Here is a 19771-nt window from a genome sequence, read left to right as displayed (position 1 = left end):
CGGTCACTGAGGCCTGTCCGGGCATTTCTGCGGTTCCCGAGATCGCAGGATGCGATGACGACCTACGCCTTCGCCGACCTGCCAGGCGCCAGCCTGCACTTCGTGCCGTCGCAGGACCAGCTCGTCTTCGGGCCGGCGATCGGCGCCGCGTCGCTGCGCTTTTCCGTCAGCGGCAGCGACCTGCTGGTGGCGTCGGGCGGGCAGGTGCTGCGCCTGCTGAACACCGGCGTTGGCGGGGCCGGGTTGCAGGCCTCCAACCTGGTCTTCCAGGACGGCAGCCTGGTCTCCTTCGACAGCCCCGCCAACAGCCGCCGCAACGGCACGGCGGGAAGCGACTGGTTCGGCGCGGACCGTGGCGGCGCCGACACCATCTCGGCCGGTGCCGGGGATGACTACATCGAGGCCGGTAGTGCGCTCGGTTCGGACGATGCGCTGGATGGCGGCGCCGGCACGGCGGATCGCCTGGCGCTGTCGGGCACGCTCAGCGTCGCGCTCACGGCGACGACCGTCACCGGCATCGAGGTGATCGAGCTGCGGGACGGCACCATCGCGCTGACGCTGGACGACGCCACGGCGACGACCGCGACGCCCGATCCCGGGATGCTGTTCACCATCGATGCCTCCGCGCAGGGCGGCGGGTCCTCGGCCCAGGTCGATGCCCGGGCGGTCGTCGGCGCTTCCGTCGCGCTGCTCGGCGGTGCCGGGGCCGATTCCCTCCTGGGCGGGCTTCTGGCGGACATCATCCTCGGTGGAGCAGGGGACGACACGCTGGCCGGTGGCGGCGGGGACGACACGATCGAGGGTGGTGCGGGCACCGACCGGCTGATCGGCGGGGCGGGCGACGACCTCTTCCTCTTCGACCGCATCGATGCGCCGCAGAGCCCGCCGGACGCGCCCGACCTGATCGTGGATTTCGAGGGCGCCGGCGTGCCCGGGGGCGACCTCATCCTGCTACCCGGCGCCTGGACGGTCTGGCGCATCATCGCCTTCCACGTCGCACCGGCCGACTTCGCCTTCGAGGGCTATGCGGAATCCGGCCTCCAGCTCGACCCCGCGCTGGTCGGCGACGGCATGGTCGATGTGCTGTGGCGGCGCGTGGAGGGGGAGGCCTGGCGGTTCGAGATCTGGGCCGACCTCGACGATGACGGGCGCTTCGGCGCGGCGGACCTGCTGATCCGCGTCGCGGTACCGGCGGGCGATGCCACGGAGGTGCTCGACCCCTCGGACTTCGCGACCGGGTTCGGCGCGCTGTTCGGCGGCGATGGCGACGACGTGATGGCCGGCCGCGGCGCCACCGACGACCTGTTCCGTGGCGAGGCGGGCGACGACAGCCTGTCGGGCGGCGATGGCGTGGATTGGCTGGAGGGCGGCACCGGCGACGATACGCTGTCCGGCGGTGATCTGGCCGACGTGCTGATCGGCGGTGCGGGCAGCGACACGCTGGACGGGGGAGACGGCTGGGACACGCTGTTCGCCGCCGACCCCTACGCGCCGGAGACCGAGGCGGCCGACGACCGCAACCTGCTGGCGGGTGGGGCCGGGCCCGATGCGCTGTTCGGCGGGATCGGCCTCGATACGCTGCTCGGCGGCGACGGGGACGACCTGCTCTGGGGCGACGAGGGGGCCGATAGCCTCTCAGGCGGGGCGGGCGACGACGTCGCCTATGGCGGGGCAGGGGCTGACACGCTGGAAGGCGGGGACGGCGACGATCTGCTGGTCGGCGGGCCAGGGGGCGGTCTGCTGACCGGCGGAGCCGGGGCCGACCTCTTCGTCATCGATCTTTCGGCGCCGGGGCTGGAGGAGGCAGCGGGCAGCGCGCCGGACACCATCACCGACTTCGACGCCGCGGCCGGCGACCTCATCTCGCTCGGCCTGATCGACGGGCTGGTCACCGGGGCGCAGGGGCTCGCGCCGCTCGTCTGGCGGGGCGCTGCGGCCGCCCGGCAACTCGCGGCGGGCCCCGGCTTCGGCCTGTCGCTGCCGGGGGACGGCATCGGCCCGGGCTACTACCAGGCCTTCTGGATCCCGGCGCTGTCCGGCGACAGCGCGGCCGGCGGCTGGTTCGTCGTCGATCTGAACCAGGACCTGATCCTCGATGCCGACGACGCGGTGATCCGGATCGATGCCGGCGTGCTTTCTGCGGAGGCATTCGCCGCCGGTACCTTCCGTGTCGCCGTCGGCACCGCCGGCGCCGACACGCTGGGCGCGGCGCCGGACGGGCAGGAGGTCTTCGGCCTCGCCGGCGACGACCGCCTGCTCGGCGGTGCCGGCCCCGACCGGCTGCTGGGCGGGAATGGCGCGGATACGCTGATCGGGGGCGGCGGCGGCGACCAGCTTTGGGGCGGCGCCGGCAACGACTGGCTGGACGGCGGGGAAGGCGATGACGAGATCTTCGTCGAAGGCCCCGGCACCGAGGAGGCGGACGGGCTATTCGCCCGCAACACCGTCCATGGCGGGGCCGGGGCGGACAGTCTCTGGGGGTCGGACGGGCGGGATTCCCTTGATGGCGGGGAGGGTGCGGACCGGCTGTATGGCGGGGTCGGCGCCGATACGCTGCGCGGTGGCGCGGGGGACGACACCATCGCGGGAGGCGACGGCGCGGACCTCATCACCGGCGGGCCGGGTGCCGATTCCATCGATGCCGGCTCGGGCGACGATACCGTGGACTACGACCCCGCCGACCCATACGCCGATGGCGGGGAGGATTTCGATACGCTGGTGCTGACGATCGGCGCCTCTGTGGACCTCGGCAGCCCGGTCGACCAGGTGGCGGGCGGCGGCATCACCCTCGGCTTCGAGGCGGTGGATGCGTCCGGCGCGACGGGCGCGGTGACGCTGATCGGGGGGGCGGGCCGCAACCGGCTGGTTGGCGGCGCCCATGCCGATCGGCTGGAGGGGCGGGAGGGCGACGACACGCTGGAAGGCGGCGCCGGGGCCGATACGCTCGACGGCGGCAGCGGCAACGACCTGCTGCTGCCGGGGGCGGGGCGCAACCTGGTGATCGGCGGGGAGGGGCGGGACACGCTGTCCTACGCGACCGCCACGGCCCGGGTGTCGGTCTCCCTTGCCGGCAACGGCAGTAGCTCCACCGGCGATACGCTGAGCGGCATCGAGGGTGTGATCGGCAGCCCTTATGCCGATACGCTCAATGGCAGCGTCGCGGCGGATTGGTTCGATGGCGCCGCGGGCTTCGACCGCATCGCGGGCTACGGCGCCGACGATACGCTCATCGGCGGGGCGGGCTTCAACACGCTGTATGGAGGCGCCGGCAATGACCTCCTCGTGGGTGGACCGAGCGCCGACGTGCTCGATGGCGGAGCCGGTGACGACATCATCATCGCCGGCGGCGGAAAGGACAGCCTGTGGGGTGGCGCCGGCAATGACCGCTTCGAGATCACCCTGTCGAACCAGGTGGTATTCGAAGCCGCGGGCGGCGGCGACGACACCGTCTACTCCACCACCTCCTACTACCTGCGGCTGAATATCGAATGGTTCATCCTTGCCCCCGGGTCCGGGAACCGCTTCGCGATCGGCACCGGGGGCCATGAGCGGCTGATCGGCAACGAGGGCGACAACCTCCTGGTCGGGCGGGACGGCAACGACACGCTCTGGGGCGGCGGCGGAGCGGACCGGCTGCAGGGCCGCGCCGGCGACGACATGATCTTTGGCGAGGATGGCGACGACATCGTCTTCGGCGGCACTGGCAACGATACGATTAACGGCGGCGCGGGCAGGGACCAGCTCAACGGCGATGCCGGCAACGACACGCTCCACGGCGGGGCCGACGCTGCCACCGACATCCTGCGCGGCGGCGCGGGGGATGACTGGCTCGACGGCGGGCCGGGCTACGACCTGATGTATGGCGGGCTCGGCAACGATACCTATGTCGTCTCGCAATCCGACGATGCGGTGATCGAGCTGGCGGGGCAGGGTTGGGACCGCGTCATTGCCCTGGGCACCGGCGCCTTCACCCTGCCGGCCAATGTCGAGGAGCTGATCCTCGACGGCATGACGGTGGGCATCGGCAATACCGCGTCCAACCGCATCGCGGGTTCCGATCGGGCCGAGACGCTGTTCGGCCGCGCGGGGAACGATACGCTGGATGGCGGCGGCGGCAACGACATCCTGTTCGGCGAGGCCGGCCGCGACACCTTCGTCTTCAAACCGGGATCGGGGCTGGACGCCGTGGCGGACTTCACCCCCGGGGAGGATCGCATCATGCTCCAGGGCTTCGGCTTCGCGAGTTTCGCCGCGGTGATGGCCGCGACGCGCGATGGCGCCAATGGGGCCATCATCGACCTGCGCCCGGGGGATTCGGTGCAACTCGCCGGTGTTTCAAAGGCGGCGCTGACGGCCGACGACTTCGTCTTCCTCGCATGACCCGTCATCCCTACATGGCGATGGCGAGCGAATGGAGGATGCGATGAGCGTACAGGCGGGACATGAGGCCGCGACCCTCGGCGGCGGCTGCTTCTGGTGCCTCGAGGCGGTGTACAAGGAGTTGCGCGGCGTGGTCTCGGTGATGTCGGGCTACGCCGGCGGCCATGTCGACAACCCGACCTATGAGGAGGTCTGCGGCAAGAAGACCGGCCATGCCGAGGTGGTGCGCGTCGTCTTCGACCCGAGGGAGCTTTCCTACGCCGACCTGCTGCGCGTGTTCTTCACCATCCATGACCCGACCACGAAGGATCGGCAGGGTGCGGATGTCGGGCCGCAGTACCGCTCCGTCATCTTCACCCATTCGCCCGAGCAGGCGGCGACGGCACAGGCCGTGATGGAGGAGGTGGCGAAGGCCGGCATCTGGGACGGGCCGCTGGTGACCGAGGTGGCGCCCGAGCCGCCCTTCTGGCCGGCCGAACCGGAGCATCACGATTACTTCGCGCGCAACCCGTGGTCCGGCTACTGCCGCGCCGTGGTCGCGCCGAAGGTGCTGAAGTTCCGCAAGTCCTTCGCCGACCGGTTGAAGCGGCCGGCGGCCTGACGGGCCGGGACGCGTCATCGCATGGACTCCCCGCTTGCGTCCGGCATCGCCGCGGCGCAGTTTCCGGCGATCGGCGATCCCCCGGTCGCCGTCGCGAAACCCAGGTCCGCCCATGCGCCGCCGCGCTCTCCTGCTTGGTTCCCCGCTGCTGCTGCTGGCCCGGCCGGCTGCGGCCGCCAATGAACTCGTCTACGTCCTCAATTCGGGGGATTCGAGCATCTCGGTGATCGATGCCGACAGCCGGCAGGAGATGCGTCGCATCCCCGCCCTGCGGGAGGTGCATCACCTGGTCCTCTCGCCCGATGGGCGCGACCTGCTGATCGCCGATTCCGGTGGCAACGAGATCTTCTTCGTCGATCCCGCCACGGGCGACGTTCGCCGGCGCGAGCGCATATCGAACCCGTATCACCTCGACTTTACGCCCGACGGCCGTCACCTCGTTATCTGCAGCCTGCGACGCAACCAGGTGGATATCTACCAGGCGTCCGACCTGACGCTGCTCGCCCGGCTGCGCATGCCGGACAAGCCATCCCACATGGCGTTCCGGCCGGACGGCAAGGTCGTCTATGTCACGTTGCAGGGCAGCGGCACGGTCGCCGCCGTCAGCCTGGAGACGCGGACCCCGATGTGGGAGGCGCCGGTGGGGCGCGAGCCGGCCGGCATCGTCTGGCACCGCGGCAAGCTGATCGTCGGCGTCATGGGCGCGGACCACTTCGCGGTGATGAACCCGGAGACGCGGGAGATCGAGCGGCAGATCCAGATCGGCCGCGGCGCGCACACCATCTTCATCCAGCCCGACGGCAAGGCGCTGTGGGCGACGAGCCGCGTGCAGAGCCGCCTCGCCGAGATCGACCCGAGCACGCTCGACGTGCGACGCGTGATCGAGCTGCCGGGCGGGCCGGACTGCATCGCCTTCGCCCCGGACGGCGCGATATGGACGACGCTGCGCTGGGCCGGGCGGATTGCCCGCGTAGACCCGCGCACCGGCGAATACGAGACGATCCGCGTCGGCCGCAGCCCCCACGGCATCTTCGTCCAGCCGGGCCGTGTGGAATCCTAGGGCGGCCCTGGCCGCGCTGCTGGCGCTGTTCGCCGCGCCGGCCGCGGCGCAGCAGCAGGCAGCCGCGCCCGCCTGCCGCGCCGGCACGCTGTACCTCACCATCGACACCGGCTGGGGGCGGGAGGCGGAGCGGATCGCCGAGATCCTGAAGCGCCGCAACGTTCGCGCGACCCTTTTCGTCGCCAATGAGCCGACCCACACCGGGGAACGCAGCCTCGACCCCGGCTGGGCAGCGTTCTGGCGCGCCCGCGTCGCCGAAGGCCATGTCTTCGCCAGCCATACCGATCGCCACTGGTACTTCCGGGGCGATGCCGGGCCGGGGCGCACCAGCTACGTCTCGCGGACGCGGGAAGGGCGAACCGTGCTGGACCAGGCGGCCATGTGCCGGGAACTCGCCGAGCCGATCGAGCGCCTGCGTGCCGTTGCGCCCGATGCGGTGGTGCTGCCGCTGTGGCGCGCGCCGGGCGGTATCACCACCCCTGGCGCCATCCGCATGGCCGAGGCCTGCGGCCTGCGTCACCAGGGCTGGAGCGCTCACGGCTTCCTGGGCGACGAGCTGTCCAGCGAGGCCAGTTCCAACCGGGCGCTTGCCGACCGGGCGCTGCGCACCGTGCGCGACGGGGAGGTTCTCGTCATGCATTGGGGCGTCCGGTCGCGCCGCGACCCTTACGCGAATGTGCTCGAGGAGGTGATTGTCGGCCTCCAGACACGTGGCTACTGCTTCGCCACCCTGCCGGCTTCCGGGCGCTGACCCGAACATAGTGGCAATTCTGTCACAGTTCCGGCGGGTTGCACCGGGGCCGTGAAACGCATTCCACCCCCCGTGGTTGAGCCCTTCGGCAATCAAAGCCGAATGATAAGGATGGGATGCAATCCATGACTTTGAGAAACGCGCTGCTCGCCGCAACGATGCTGGTCCTGCCGGCCGCCGCGGCCTCCGCACAGCCGGTGAACGGCGTCTACATCGCCGCCGGCGCCGGCCTGAACTGGCTGACGGATTCCGACGGCGGCAACCTCCAGAGCTGGCTGGATGCGTCCGACATCAACCCGAACAATCTCGGCCTGACGCCGTCCGGCGGCTTCAACGCGTCCTTCGACATGGGCTTCGCAGGCGTGATGTCGGTAGGCTACGGCTTCGGCAACGGCCTGCGGGTCGAGTTGGAAGGCAACTTCCGCTACAATGAGGTCGACAGCGTGACTGCCCGCGGCTACGGCGGCTCCGCGAGCTCGGGCGGCCGGGCCAAGAGCTACGGCGTGATGGTCAACGCGCTGTATGATTTCGGCGCGACCCAGAACTGGGTGGTGCTGCCGTATCTCGGTGTCGGCGCCGGTTACGCCTGGCTGGAATACGACAATGTGAATGTCCGCGCGCGCTCGACCGCCGGCAGCACCCTGCCGCAGTTCAGCGTCGACGGCACCGATGGTCGCTTCGCCTACCAGGCGATCGTCGGCGCCGCCCTGCCGATCCAGTCCGTGCCGGGGCTTGCCGTGACGGCGGAGTACCGCTTCTTCGGCACGCTTTCGCCCGAGCTGAACGCCAGCGCCCGCAACGCCAACGGCGTGGTGCAGCGGAGCCCGGTGGAGGTGGACAACTTCAACCACTCCATCCTGCTCGGCGTACGCTACGCCTTCAACGCGGCCCCGCCGCCCGTCGCGGCGCCGCCGGCCGTCGCGCCGGCGCCGGCGCGCACCTTCCTGGTGTTCTTCGACTGGAACCGGGCTGACCTGAACGACCGGGCGCGGCAGATCATCTCGGAAGCGGCGCAGGCGCGTTCGCAGCAGCAGGTCACGCGCATCGAGGTGAACGGCTACACCGATACCTCGGGCTCGGCGCAGTACAACCAGGGCCTGTCGGTGCGGCGCGCGAATGCCGTGGCGGCGGAGCTGGTGCGGCTGGGCGTGCCGCGGCAGGAGATCGTGGCGCAGGGCTTCGGCGAGACGAACCTGCTGGTGGCGACGCCGGACAACACGCGCGAGCCTCAGAACCGGCGCGTGGAAATCATCCTGCGCTGAGCGGAGACGGGGAGGGGCTTTGCCCCTCCCCGGAACCCCACCCCACCAAAGGCCGAAGGGCCTTTGGAAACCGATACCTGGTTGGGCGGGCGTTTCGTGGTGACGAAGCGTCCCCGTTTTGGGTCCGGGCGGCGTGTCCGGTGCCGGCGTTTCCTGCGAGGAGAACCGCGGCGGTCGGCGCCAACTCAAGGTTTCGAAAGGCCCTTCGGCCTTGGGCGAGGTGAGGTTTGGAGAGGGGCACAGCCCCTCCAACCTTCTTCCGCGGCGCCACCGCGACCGGCTAGGTTGCGACCCGAATGACCGAGTCCATCACCCACACCCTCGACGACATCACGGCCTGGCTGTTCGAGCACATCGTCCAGCCGGCGATGTACCAGCTCGGCCTGATGGACTGGGCTGAGGACGCCGTGGACTGGATCGAGTTCGGCCTGTTCGGCATCTTCTCGATCATCGTCGTGTATGTGGTGTGCCGGCCGCTGGAAGCCTGGTGGCCGGTCGAGCCCGTGACCGACCGACGCGCGATCCGCACCGACATCCTCTACACGCTGCTGACGCGCCTCGGCCTGCTGCCGCTGATCGCCTTCGTGCTGCTGAACTCGCTGAGCGCGTGGTGGGAAGGCACGGTCGCCGACAGCGGCTTCGTACCGCCGACGCTCGAGAACCTGATCCCCGGCCTGCGCGAGATGCCGGTGCTGGCCTTCGCCCTCTACGTCGTGATCCTCGATTTCGGCGAATACTGGCGGCACCGCTTCCAGCATTCCTTCCGCTGGTGGTGGGCGCTGCATTCCATCCATCACGCGCAGCGCCAGATGACGTTCTGGACCGATGACCGCAACCACATCCTGGATGAGATCATCGGCGCGCTGTGGTTCGGCGCCATCGCGCTGCTGATCGGCGTGCCGCCGGGGCAGTTCCCGCTGCTGGTGCTGATCTCGCGGCTCGCGGAGAGCCTGTCGCACGCCAATGTGAAGCTGTCCTTCGGGCGTGTCGGGGAACGGCTGATCGTCTCCCCCCGCTTCCACCGGGCGCATCACGGCGTGCTGTCGGCCGCGGAGCACGGGAAGAACTACGCCGTGCTGTTCCCGGTCTGGGACTGGATCTTCGGCACGGCGGATTTCCGGCGCGATGTCTTTCCCCGCACGGGCGATCCGGAGGGGCCGGAAGCCCTGGCCACGGGCGGCTGGGTGCGGCAACAATTCGTCGGCCTGAAGCGCATGGCGGGTGCCATCGCAGGACGATCCGGAAACTGAGATGAACGCACCACCGCGGCTGAAGCCCCATTCCTCCCATTGGGGCGTCTTCGAGGCCGGGTGGCAGGACGGGCGGCTGGTGGTGCAGCCGCATCCGGGCGACCCCGACCCGAACCCGATCCTGCAGAACTTCCCCGAGGCGATCCGCCACCGCGCCCGCATCGCCCAGCCCATGGTCCGCCGCGGCTGGCTGGAGAAAGGGCCCGGCAAGAGCGACCGGCGCGGCCGCGACGAATTCGTGCCGATGTCCTGGGACAAGGTGCTGGACCTGCTGGCCGGCGAACTCGCCCGCGTGCGGGACGCGCACGGCCCCGGCGCGGTGTTCGGCGGGTCCTACGGCTGGTCCTCCGCCGGGCGCTTCCACCATGCGCAATCCCAGGTGCACCGCTTCCTGAACACCTCGATCGGCGGTTATGTGAAGTCGGTCAATTCCTATTCCGCCGGCGCCTCGGCGGTCATCCTGCCGCACTTCCTTGGGCCGTTCGAAGCGGTGTCGCGGCGCAACGTCACCTGGGAACAGATCGTCGAGCACACCGAGATCTGCGTCGCCTTCGGCGGCATGGCGCTGAAGAACTCGGCGGTGGCGAGCGGCGGCGTCTCCGCCCATGTCGAGCGGGGTTCGATGGCCGCGGCGGCGAAGCGCGGCTGCGTCTTCGTCAATGTCTCCCCGGTGCGGGACGACCTGCCGGAAGAATGCCATCACGAATGGCTGGCGCCGGTGCCGAACACCGATACGGCGATGATGCTCGGCATGGCGCACACGCTGCTGACCGAAGGGTTGCACGACGTCGCCTTCATCGACCGCTACTGCTCCGGCTGGGCCGAGTTCGAGGCCTACCTGACCGGCCGCAGCGACGGCGTGCCGAAGACCGCAGAATGGGCGGCGACGATCTGCGGCCTGCCGGCCGAGACCATCGCCGGCCTGGCGCGGCGCATGGCGGGCAAGCGGTCGCTGATCGCCATGGCACATTCCCTGCAGCGCGCCGAGCATGGCGAGCAGCCGGTGTGGATGGCCGGCGTGCTCGCGGCGATGCTCGGCCAGTACGGGCTGCCGGGCGGCGGGTTCAACTACGCGCTCGGGTCGATCGCGCATTACGGTAAGCGGCAGAACGCGGTGCCGACCGCGGCGCTGCCGCAGGGGAAGAACGGCGTCGGGCCGTTCATCCCGGTGGCGCGCATCTCCGACATGCTGCTGAATCCCGGTGTCGAGTTCGACTATGACGGCAAGCGGATGACCTATCCCGACATCCGGCTGGTCTATTGGGCGGGGGGCAATCCGTTCCACCACCACCAGGACCTGAACCGGCTGCGCCACGCCTTCGCGGCGGTCGAGACGCTGGTGGTGCATGAGATCGCCTGGACGGCCACCGCGCGCCATGCCGACATCGTCCTGCCGACGACGATGACGCTGGAGCGCGAGGATATCGGCGCGGCGCCGACCGACCCGCTGATGGTCGCGATGCATCGCGTGGCCGAACCCTTCGGCGAGGCGCGCGACGACTACGACATCTTCGCCGACCTGGCGGAGCGGCTCGGCAAGCGGGAAGCCTTCACCGAGGGCCGCGACACCAGGGCGTGGCTGCGGCATCTCTATGCCCCGACCCAGAAGGGGCTGGCGGAGAAGGGCCTGCCCGCACCGGATTTCGATGCGTTCTGGGAGGAAGGCTACCTGACCCTGCCGCAGCAGGACGATGATGGCGGCATCATCCGCGCCTTCCGCGACGACCCGGAAGGCGCGGCGCTGCCGACGCGCACCGGCAGGATCCAGCTGTTCTCGGAAGCGATCGCGGGTTTCGGCTATGCCGATTGCCCCGGCCATCCGGCGTGGCTGGAGCCGACCGATGCGCCGGCGGAAGGCCGCCCGCTCTGGCTGGTGGCGAACCAGCCGGCGAGCCGGCTGCACAGCCAGTTCGACTTCGGCGGCCACAGCAGCGCGATGAAGCGCCGCGGGCGGGAGGTGATGCGCATCCACCCCACCGACGCCGCGGTGCGCGGAATCGGCGATGGCGACATCGTGCGGCTGTTCAACGCGCGTGGCGCCTGCCTCGCGACGGCGGCGGTCAGCGAGGATGTGCGGCCCGGCGTCGTGCAACTGCCGACCGGCGCCTGGTACGACCCGGAGGACCCGGAGGACGACATGGCCCTCTGCGTCCATGGCAACCCGAACATCCTGACGCGCGACGTCGGGACGTCCTCGCTGGCGCAGGGTTGCACGGGCCAGCTCACCAGCGTCGAGGTTGAGCGCTTCACCGGCAACCTCCCCCCCATCCGGGCCTTCGACCCGCCCGTGGCCTGATGGTCCGTGCCTGCCGCGTTGGCGCGACAGGCTGACAGGCAGAAAAAGGAGGGGGCACGGGGGAGTTCGCTCCCCCGCTCTTTCTTCCCTGTGCGTTGCACGGCCCGTCGCGGCGCGCCAGCATGCCACCCTAACCCGCAGGGCCTTCCCATGACATTCCATCGCCTGCCATGAGCGCCGAATCGCATGGCCCGGACCTCGTCAGCGCGGTCGCGCTGCTCGGTGCGGCGGTGGTGGCAGTACCGCTGTTCAAGCGGCTCGGCCTCGGCTCGGTGCTCGGCTACCTCGTCGCCGGGTTGGTGATCGGCCCCTATGGCATAGGCCTGTTCAGCGATGCGCAGTCGATCCTGCACGTCGCCGAACTCGGCGTGGTGATGTTCCTGTTCATCATCGGCCTGGAGATGGAGCCGTCCCGATTGTGGGGGATGCGGCAGCAGATCTTCGGGCTCGGGCTGGCGCAGGTGGGTCTCTGCATCGGGCTGCTGATGAGCGTCGGCGTGCTGATGGGCCTGCCGCCGGTCGTTGCCTTCGTGGCCGGGACCGGCTTCGTGCTGACCTCGACGGCGATCGTGATGCAGATGCTCGAGGAACGGCGAATGGTCGGCGTGCAGGCCGGGCAGCGCATCGTCGCGGTGCTGCTGCTCGAGGACCTGGCGATCGTGCCGCTGCTGGCGCTCGTGGCCTTCCTGGCCTCCGGTGCGGCCGAAACGAGCGCCGTCGCGCGCTGGCAGGCGGTCGGTGTTGGGCTGGCCTCGATCGCCGGGCTGATCGCCGCCGGGTTGTGGCTGCTGAACCCGATGTTCCGGCTGCTGGCCGAGGCGCGGGCGCGGGAGGTGATGACGGCGGCCGCGCTGCTGGTGGTGCTGGGCTCGGCGCTCGCCATGCAGCTTGGCGGGCTGTCGATGGCGATGGGGGCGTTCCTCGCTGGCGTACTGCTGTCGGAAAGCGACTTCCGGCATCAGCTGGAAGCCGATGTCGAGCCCTTCCGCGGGTTGCTGCTGGGGCTGTTCTTCCTGGCGGTGGGCATGGCGCTCGACCTTGCGGTCATCGCCGCGAACTGGGCGACCATCGCGATCGGCGTCGTGGCGTACATGCTGGTGAAGGGCGTGGCGATCTACGGCGTCGCGCGCCTGGCCCGCGCCGGCCACCGGGAAGCGCTGGAGCGCGCGGTGATGATGGCGCAGGGCGGCGAGTTCGCCTTCGTGCTGTATGCCGCCGCCGGCGCGGTCGGCATCATCGACGCGCAGACGAATGCGGTGCTGACGGCAACCGTCATCGTCTCGATGGTGCTGACGCCGGTGATGATCATCCTGCATGACCGGATGGTGCCGCCGGAGGAGCCGTCGCTGGACGGCGTCGAGGCGCCGCAGCACAGCGAGGCGAGCGTGCTAATCATCGGCTTCGGGCGCTTCGGCCAGATGGTCGGCAGCTCGATGCTGACGCGGCAATGCTCCATCTCGGTCATCGACACCGACCCGGAGATGGTGCGCGAAGCCAACGCCTACGGCTTCAAGGTTCATTATGGTGACGGTACGCGGCTCGACATCCTGCACGCCGCCGGGGCCGGGCGAGCGCGGATGATTCTCTGCTGCGTGGACGACCGGGATGCCGCGCTACGCATCCTGCACCTGCTGAAGTCGGAGTTTCGCGGCATCCCGGTGCTGTGCCGCGCTTTCGATCGCGAGCATGCGATGCGCCTCCTCGCCGCCGGCGCCGACGAGGTGGTGCGCGAGACCTTCGAATCGGCCCTTACGCTGGGGCGGGAGGCGCTGATCCGCCTGCATAACTCCGAGGAGGACGCCGACGAGGTGATCGCGACCCTGCGCCGGCGCGACGCGGAACGCTTCGCGCTGGAATCCTCTCAGGGGATGGAGGCTGGGCGGCGCCTGTTGCTGTCGCACCGCCAGGACTGGCTCGGCGAGGGCCAGGCAAAGGCCGAGGCCCGCGCCGCCGAGCAGACTCGGGATTAGGGCCCGAATCCTCGCCCGGGCCCGTGCCGCGCGCGCAAGAGCGAGCGGATCACCGCCGTTCGACGCGGCAGGGTGCAGCCATGGCAACTGGCGCCCTCTTCAATGTCGGGCGGCCGGAAACCAGCATGGGGAGGGACGCCAGGCGCCCAATCCACCGGTTCAAAGCAGGCCCGCATCCTCATGCACCGTGACCTTGACGACCAGGTCGTTGAAGTCGAAGTCGCCATCGGTAAGAAGGGTGTCTTCGAAGGCGATCAGAAGGTCACCCGAGGCGTCCATCCGCGACAGCGTCTGATGATGGCCGGTGGGATTCAGAGCGTTCAGCATGTCGAAGCTGTTCGCGTCCGCGGTATGGAAGATGTTGCCCTCCACCACCTGGCCCGCGCGGTCCACGCTGACCAGGGCCGGGGCCTTGGAGCCTATCTTGGCTGCGCCGCCGGACACGGCATCCACGAAGCGAAAGGATCCCGTCAGGTCATCGTTGAGCGCTGCACCGTTCGAAACAAGGAACAGCGCCAGCCTGCTGCCGGCGCCCAGCCCATCGATCTCCGTGGTGCCACCGGTGACACTCAGGAACCGGGCATCGCCGAAGCTGCCGTCGGCGCGGATCTCGAACCAGCCGAGGGCGTTGTCGTAGGCTGCGCGGCCACCGACCACCGACAGGGTGAAGTCGGACCCCATCATGCGATGGGCGGCAACGCCGTTGACGACGCCGGCCACGGCCTCCCCCTCGACAAGCTGGACAGCGGCGTCGCTGGCGAACTGTGCCTGGTTCACATAGGCGTAGATGTGATTGTCGCCGTTGTAGCCCCCGGCCCAATCCATCTTGCCGTCGCCGTTGAAATCCAGCGCCCCTGACGAAAAAATATCCGTCCCCAGGGTCATGTTCTGGTGCTGAACCGTGTTCGACGTGTCGGAGTAGTCCCAATTGATCCCGGTCAGGATGGCCGAGCCATTGCCGTCATTGAACATCAAGTCGATGTAGCCATCGCCATCGTAGTCATAGGCTGGACCAAAAGGGCCGCGCGGCGTGTGGCTGTTGACTTCGACGTTGCTGAAGAACGATTTGTCGTAGTTGAAGAGCGCCGCCCAGGTGGATGAGTTCAGCGTGACGCCCAGATTGCCGGGAGTCGACACGCCACCGGAAGGCGTCTGCCAGACACCGGTGAAGTCCTGCGGATTTGCCCATTGGCCTACAGCAACCACACTGCTGGAATCCGCCGTATTCATGTAGAAACTTGGCGTGCTGCTGCTCGACGACGCACTGCCCCAGATGACCCAGCTGAAGTCATTTTCCGGGAGCGTGTCCTGGTTCTCCAGGTGAAAGCCGAATGCAATATCGACGTAGCCGTCGTTGTTGAAGTCCATCGCGGCGACGCGCCCGAGCGCGAGATCGCTGTCGCTGCCCGTATACGTCATCGGCATTTGAGCGAGCGGCTGGAAGTTGAAGGTGCCGTCACCGACGCCCAGTCCGATCGTGTAGGCCCCGGTGTACACATAATTGAAGGTGCTGGATTGAAGGTGCTGGGGGCTTCGGCCAACGGCTTGCCTGCCGTGACGCCGGCGACGATGACGTCGACGATCCCGTCACCATTGAAGTCCGCGAAGTCCATATCGGTCATCGCGACCTCGTCCTGGGTCGTACCGGTCGCGTCGATGGTCATGGTCTTCAGGCTGCTGCCGGCGAAGGGCGTCGAACTGCCGGGATTGCCCATCAGAACGCCGATGGTCAGCGTCGGCGGCGATTCCGGCTCCTGCGTATACTGATCGAACTTCGACCCGTATTCGGGGTTGAGGAAAATCAGATCGCCATAGCCGTCGCCGTTCAGGTCCGCGGTCGCCGTGTAATGCCAGACCCCGTTGACCGTGGTGACGGTGGACCCGTTGAAGGTTCCCGCGCCGGTATTGAAGGTGCGGAAGTGGACGTCGGTGTTGTCGCTGTTGCTCTGGTTCTCCTGCAGGAAAACCAGATCCTGCTGAGCCGTCCCCGAACGGTACTGACCGCCGGTGACGCTCCTGATGGTGTAGGTTTCCGCCATCGATTGCTGGAGCGAATAGGTCAGGCCGGAACTCGAGGAGCGTGCTCCCAGGCTAAATGACTCGGATAGCGTGTTCAGGCCCATCGTGCGCAGCGTCCCAGCTTGTTGGCGGGCAACCTATGCGCAGTCATTGGCCTGAGGCAATCATTCGCCTGCTAACGAGATCGTCAGATGTGGATCCGGACCCGGCCGCTCCGTTCCGCCATGACTGACATGAGCAGCCGTTCGGACGGCTGCGACGGGGTGGGGCATGTCGCAGACAGCAAAAAACCGCGGCTCACGGTCGCCCGTGCCGCGGTTTCCTACGTGCTTCCGCCGGGAAGGGCGGAACGTGGGGCTTCAGAAGCCCTCGCGCTCCAGGCGCTTGCGCTCGACCTTGCGGGCGCGGCGGACGGCCTCGGCGGCCTCACGCGCACGACGCTCGGACGGCTTCTCGTAGTGCCGGCGAAGCTTCATCTCGCGGAACACGCCTTCCCGCTGGAGCTTCTTCTTCAGCGCCTTGAGCGCCTGATCGATATTGTTGTCACGAACGACGACTTGCACGCGGCGCAACCTCCTGCGCGTTTGAAGTGGATAGAACGAAGGGCAATCGACACGACCGTACGACTGGTCAGCATCGGTTGCGGGACGCTTATCACGATTCCCCGCCGCGCCGAAAGCCCTCCCGTGCGGCGCGAAGGCCCTATATGCATGGTCGCGCCCACTTTTTCGAGCCTTTTCCCACCATGGCCCTGCTGAAGATCGCCCGCATGGGGCATCCGGTCCTCCTCGCCCCCGCCGCGCCGGTGGAAGACCCGACCGCGCCTGACATCCGGCGACTCGTCGCCGACATGGCGGAGACGATGGAAGATGCGTCAGGCCTCGGCCTTGCCGCGCCGCAGGTGCATGTGGGGCTGAGGCTATTTGTCTGGCGCACCGGGGCGGGGGGCATCTCCGCCCTGATCAACCCCGAGCTGGAGCCGATCGGCGAGGAGACGGAGCTCGGCTGGGAGGGATGCCTGTCCATCCCCGGCCTGCGTGGAGCGGTGCGGCGCGCGACGCGGCTGCGTTTCCGTGGCGTCGACATCGACGGCCGGCCCATCGAGGGCGAGGCGGCCGGCCTGGTTGCCCGCGTCATGCAGCATGAGACGGACCATCTGGACGGCATGCTCTATCCGATGCGGATGGAGGATTTCTCCCTGTTCGGCTTCAACGAGGAACTGGCCCGCGTCGCCGCGGCCAGGAAGGAGGCATGATGGAAGCGCTCTCCGAATCCGACCGTGCGGGCCGCGATGCCGCGATCCGCGCCATACTGCCGGTGGTGCCGCGCCATGGCTGGACGGCGCGCAGCATCGCCGCCGGCCTTGAAGCGGCCGGGCTGCCGCCCGACGAGGCGAGCTTCCTGTTCCCGCGCGGCGTGACGTCGGCGGTGGAGGCATGGCTCGACCTGACCGATCGCGACATGGCCGAGGCCGCCGGCGACCTCGATGCGCTGCGCACCCCGCAGCGTGTCCGGGCGCTGGTCGCTGCCCGCCTGCGGCTGATTGCCCCGCACAAGGAGGCGGCGCGGCAGGCCCTGGCGCTGTTCGCCCTGCCATGGAACGCGCCGGCAGGATTGCGCGGGGCGGCGCGCACCGCCGATGCAATCTGGAACGCGGCGGGCGACACCTCGGCCGACATTTCCCGCTACACGCGGCGGGCGACTCTCGGAGCGATCTATGGCGCGACGCTCGCCTTCTGGCTGCGCGATGATTCTGAGGATGTCGGGCCGGCGCTCGCCTTCCTCGACCGCCGATTGGCGGGTCTGGCGCGTGCCCAACGGTGCCGGCGGCCCGCTGGCGGGGCGAAGGCAGCCTGACGCTACGGTGCCGTCTGCACGCCGCCGTGCAACACCCTGTTATCCATGAATGATTGAAACAAGATTTTGGTGGTCTTGACCGGCGAGGCCGGTTAAATGCCGCAGCAGGGACAGCTTCGATGCGCGACCGGTTTCGGGGGCCAGCGCGTGGGGCAGCCCACCCCACATGCTGAAGGGAGCGCCCGGCGCCCGATGATGAACAAGCCCAAGACCCGCACTGCCCTTGCCGCGCTTTGCGGTGTCCTGATCGCCGGCCCGGCGCTGGCGCAGGCCTGCCTTCGCCCCGAGGAGCGTTCCGCGATCGAGATTCGCGCCCTGCGCTCCTACCTGATGGTGGCTGCGCTGCAGTGCCGCACCGGGCAGAGCTACAATGCGCCGGAAGGCTACAACAATTTCCTCCGCCGCTTCGGGTCGGACCTGTCGGCCGCTGACCGCGTGGCGGCGTCGCACTTCCAGCGCAGCTACGGCGGCGCGGCGCGCGGCGGGCGGCTCGACCAGTACAACACCAACCTGGCGAATGAGCATTCGCAGGACGCGCTGCGCAGCGGCGCCTTCTTCTGCCGCGACGCCCAGCCGCTGTTCCAGGTGGTGGTGCAGACCGCCGTGGCGGATCTGCCGCGCCTGGTGAATGAGCGCAACATCATCGAAGGCTACGACGCGCCGGATTGCGGCACGGCCGCGGCGGCGACTCGCCGGCCGGCAGCACGCCGGGCCTCCGCGCGGCGCTAAGTCGGCCGTCAGACGACGGGTGGCCCGCATCCGCGGGCCTTCCCTTCGCGCCGTATACTGCCGGGCGCAGGTGCGCTTCGCGCTCACCGATCATGCCGGTCTGACTGTCGCGCCCGGCACCAGAAGCCTGCGGTCCAGGATGCCTAGCATCCTGGTGGGGTGAGGTTCGGAGAGAGGCAAAGCCCCTCTCTGAGACATCAGCGCAGGACGATCTCCACCCGCCGGTTCTGCGGTTCCCGCGCATCGTCCGCGGTCGGCACCAGCGGCTGGCTTTCGCCAAGCGCGGTGATCGTAATCTCCTCCCGCGGCACACCAAGGCGGACCAGTTCCGCGGCCACCGTCTCCGCCCGGCGGCGCGATAGCGCCTGATTGTACTGCACGGTGCCCGACCGGTCGGCGTGGCCGGCGACCTCGATACGGGTGGTGCGCTGGGCGCGTGCCTGCTGCGCGGCCTCGGCGATGATCTGGCGGGCGCGTTCGGTCAGGTCGGCGCGGTTCCAGTCGAAGAACACGATGAAGCTGCGCTGCTGCACCGGCGCTGTAGCCGCCGGGGCTGGGGTCGGCGTGGTGCCGGTTGTGTTGAAGGAGTAGCGCAGGCCCAGCATGACCGACTGGTTGTAGGCATCCGGCTCGGCCGTGCCGCGCGCGACGGTGGCGCCTGTCGTCGGGTTGTCGAAGCGCACCTGCAGGCGCGGCTGCAGCGTGGCGATGAAGCGGTATTCCGCCGTCAGCGCGAGGCCCGGCAGGAAGTCGAGCGGGAAGGCGAGCCCAGCGATGGCCTGGTAGGCGAATCGGCCGTCGCTGTCGTCGATCGTCATGCGCAGCGCGCCATTCTGGCTGAAGCCGCGCACCCCGGCCCAGTCGGTGACGACGTAGCCTGCACCGATGCCGACATAGGGCATGACGGGGCCGATCGGCAGCAGGTCGAGCAGGACGTTGCCCATCACGCCCCAGGATTGCTGGTGGCCGCTGATGCCGCCATCGGCGGACCAGCCGGCGACGCCGGAGGAACCGTCGGTGTCGTTCCTGCGGAAGTTGCCTTCGATCTCCGCGCGCAGGCCGTTGCCGAAGCCCCAGCCCAGGCTGAGCACCCCGGCGAAGCCCGGCGCGAATCCGACCGTCGCCCGGTTGCCGTAGCCCGCTGCGGCGAGGCCGGTGACAACCGTCGAATCGAGTCCGAGTCCGGTGTTGGGCAGCAGGCTGAAGCCGGCGCCGCCGGCGATGTAGAGCCCTTCGGTATACTGGGCCTGTGCTTGCGGAGCCGCAGCAAGCCATGCGGCGGCAAAGGCGCTGCCGAGCAGCAGCGTCATGCGGCGGCGGCGGCGGGAGGAGGCGGAGGACATGGGAGGAGTATCGGGCATATCTGTTGTCGGAATGTGGAGGATCATGGTTCCTCCCGCAACGCAGAAAGGGGCGCCTTTCGGCGCCCCTTCCCGGTATCCGACGCTGATGCGTGCGATCAGCGGAGGATGATTTCCACGCGGCGGTTCTGCGGCTCGCGGGTGTTGTCGGGGGTCGGGACCAGCAGGTTGGTCTCGCCGAAGCCGCGGGCGGTGATCTGGTTGCGGGGGATGCCCAGGCGAACCAGCTCGGCAG

16 protein-coding genes are annotated in these 19771 nt (G+C 69.2%); 11 read left to right on the top strand and 5 right to left on the bottom strand.

The features are described 5' to 3' along the window. The first annotated feature begins 54 nt into the window (after positions 1–54). The 8 genes from GXW78_RS28295 (at position 55) to GXW78_RS12960 (ending at position 13570) form a co-directional block, all read left to right on the top strand. Positions 55–4380 (top strand): calcium-binding protein, encoded by a 4326-nt coding sequence (locus tag GXW78_RS28295; protein ID WP_211869250.1) that lies wholly within the window; start codon positions 55–57, stop codon positions 4378–4380. A gap of 43 nt (positions 4381–4423) precedes the next feature. After that, a complete protein-coding gene (gene msrA / locus GXW78_RS12990) occupies positions 4424–4981 on the top strand; it encodes a peptide-methionine (S)-S-oxide reductase MsrA (protein ID WP_211869249.1) in 558 nt (185 codons plus the stop codon). A 112-nt stretch (positions 4982–5093) separates the two neighbouring features. Then, entirely contained in the window at positions 5094–6041 is a 948-nt protein-coding gene (locus GXW78_RS12985) for a YVTN family beta-propeller repeat protein (RefSeq protein WP_246522137.1), read from the top strand. Continuing rightward, positions 6028–6792, top strand: a complete 765-nt coding sequence (locus GXW78_RS12980; protein ID WP_211869248.1) for a polysaccharide deacetylase family protein — start codon at positions 6028–6030, stop codon at positions 6790–6792. The genes GXW78_RS12985 and GXW78_RS12980 overlap by 14 nt, the downstream gene beginning before the upstream one ends. 125 nt (positions 6793–6917) lie before the next feature. Further along, the gene (locus GXW78_RS12975) at positions 6918–8054 is read left to right on the top strand and encodes an OmpA family protein (RefSeq protein WP_211869247.1); all 1137 of its coding nucleotides are present in this window, start codon (positions 6918–6920) and stop codon (positions 8052–8054) included. 296 nt (positions 8055–8350) lie between these two features. Continuing rightward, positions 8351–9304, top strand: coding sequence for a sterol desaturase family protein (locus tag GXW78_RS12970; protein WP_211869246.1), 954 nt, complete (start codon positions 8351–8353; stop codon positions 9302–9304). A 1-nt stretch (position 9305) separates the two neighbouring features. Next, a complete protein-coding gene (locus GXW78_RS12965; protein ID WP_211869245.1) occupies positions 9306–11600 on the top strand; it encodes a molybdopterin guanine dinucleotide-containing S/N-oxide reductase in 2295 nt (764 codons plus the stop codon). A 170-nt stretch (positions 11601–11770) separates the two neighbouring features. Continuing rightward, positions 11771–13570, top strand: coding sequence for a monovalent cation:proton antiporter-2 (CPA2) family protein (locus GXW78_RS12960; RefSeq protein ID WP_211869244.1), 1800 nt, complete (start codon positions 11771–11773; stop codon positions 13568–13570). Positions 13571–13729: 159 nt separating this feature from the next. On the opposite strand, the gene GXW78_RS28490 is transcribed toward GXW78_RS12960, so the two are convergent. The 3 genes from GXW78_RS28490 to rpsU all read right to left on the bottom strand — a co-directional run bounded on the left by GXW78_RS28490 (position 13730) and on the right by rpsU (position 16152). Beyond that, entirely contained in the window at positions 13730–15067 is a 1338-nt protein-coding gene (locus tag GXW78_RS28490) for an FG-GAP repeat domain-containing protein (protein WP_211869243.1), read from the bottom strand. After that, positions 14986–15693 (bottom strand): FG-GAP repeat domain-containing protein, encoded by a 708-nt coding sequence (locus GXW78_RS12950; protein ID WP_211869242.1) that lies wholly within the window; start codon positions 15691–15693, stop codon positions 14986–14988. Before GXW78_RS12950 ends, GXW78_RS28490 begins: the two co-directional genes overlap by 82 nt. 255 nt (positions 15694–15948) lie before the next feature. After that, the gene (rpsU, locus tag GXW78_RS12945) at positions 15949–16152 is read right to left on the bottom strand and encodes a 30S ribosomal protein S21 (RefSeq protein ID WP_007006360.1); all 204 of its coding nucleotides are present in this window, start codon (positions 16150–16152) and stop codon (positions 15949–15951) included. A 182-nt stretch (positions 16153–16334) separates the two neighbouring features. On the opposite strand from rpsU, the gene def reads away from it, so the two are divergent. The 3 genes from def (at position 16335) to GXW78_RS12930 (ending at position 18175) form a co-directional block, all read left to right on the top strand. Continuing rightward, positions 16335–16844 carry a peptide deformylase gene (def, locus tag GXW78_RS12940; protein WP_211869241.1) on the top strand — a complete coding sequence of 170 codons (510 nt, stop codon included), beginning with the start codon at positions 16335–16337 and terminating at the stop codon, positions 16842–16844. After that, the gene (locus GXW78_RS12935; RefSeq protein ID WP_246522135.1) at positions 16841–17446 is read left to right on the top strand and encodes a COQ9 family protein; all 606 of its coding nucleotides are present in this window, start codon (positions 16841–16843) and stop codon (positions 17444–17446) included. The genes def and GXW78_RS12935 overlap by 4 nt, the downstream gene beginning before the upstream one ends. A gap of 192 nt (positions 17447–17638) precedes the next feature. After that, positions 17639–18175, top strand: a complete 537-nt coding sequence (locus tag GXW78_RS12930) for a hypothetical protein (RefSeq protein WP_211869240.1) — start codon at positions 17639–17641, stop codon at positions 18173–18175. 197 nt (positions 18176–18372) lie between these two features. Here GXW78_RS12930 and GXW78_RS12925 read toward each other — a convergent pair whose 3' ends face one another. Then, complete coding sequence (locus GXW78_RS12925) at positions 18373–19518, bottom strand: OmpA family protein (protein WP_246522133.1); 1146 nt, start codon at positions 19516–19518, stop codon at positions 18373–18375. Positions 19519–19634: 116 nt separating this feature from the next. Then, a partial coding sequence (locus tag GXW78_RS28635; RefSeq protein ID WP_408904188.1) for an OmpA family protein occupies positions 19635–19771 on the bottom strand: 137 nt, incomplete at its 5' end.

The organism is Neoroseomonas terrae (assembly GCF_018129025.1).
GTDB classification, from domain to species: domain Bacteria; phylum Pseudomonadota; class Alphaproteobacteria; order Acetobacterales; family Acetobacteraceae; genus Neoroseomonas; species Neoroseomonas terrae.
This window is presented reverse-complemented; position numbering and strand designations above follow the sequence as displayed.

Coding starts and splice junctions, on each gene's coding strand:
- GXW78_RS28295 (WP_211869250.1), top strand. CDS start 55: ATGACGACCTACGCCTTCGCCGACCTGCCAGGCGCCAGCCTGCACTTC.
- msrA (WP_211869249.1), top strand. CDS start 4,424: ATGAGCGTACAGGCGGGACATGAGGCCGCGACCCTCGGCGGCGGCTGC.
- GXW78_RS12985 (WP_246522137.1), top strand. CDS start 5,094: ATGCGCCGCCGCGCTCTCCTGCTTGGTTCCCCGCTGCTGCTGCTGGCC.
- GXW78_RS12975 (WP_211869247.1), top strand. CDS start 6,918: ATGACTTTGAGAAACGCGCTGCTCGCCGCAACGATGCTGGTCCTGCCG.
- GXW78_RS12970 (WP_211869246.1), top strand. CDS start 8,351: ATGACCGAGTCCATCACCCACACCCTCGACGACATCACGGCCTGGCTG.
- GXW78_RS12965 (WP_211869245.1), top strand. CDS start 9,306: ATGAACGCACCACCGCGGCTGAAGCCCCATTCCTCCCATTGGGGCGTC.
- GXW78_RS12960 (WP_211869244.1), top strand. CDS start 11,771: ATGAGCGCCGAATCGCATGGCCCGGACCTCGTCAGCGCGGTCGCGCTG.
- GXW78_RS12950 (WP_211869242.1), bottom strand. CDS start 15,693: ATGGGCCTGAACACGCTATCCGAGTCATTTAGCCTGGGAGCACGCTCC.
- def (WP_211869241.1), top strand. CDS start 16,335: ATGGCCCTGCTGAAGATCGCCCGCATGGGGCATCCGGTCCTCCTCGCC.
- GXW78_RS12935 (WP_246522135.1), top strand. CDS start 16,841: ATGATGGAAGCGCTCTCCGAATCCGACCGTGCGGGCCGCGATGCCGCG.
- GXW78_RS12930 (WP_211869240.1), top strand. CDS start 17,639: ATGATGAACAAGCCCAAGACCCGCACTGCCCTTGCCGCGCTTTGCGGT.
- GXW78_RS12925 (WP_246522133.1), bottom strand. CDS start 19,518: ATGTCCTCCGCCTCCTCCCGCCGCCGCCGCCGCATGACGCTGCTGCTC.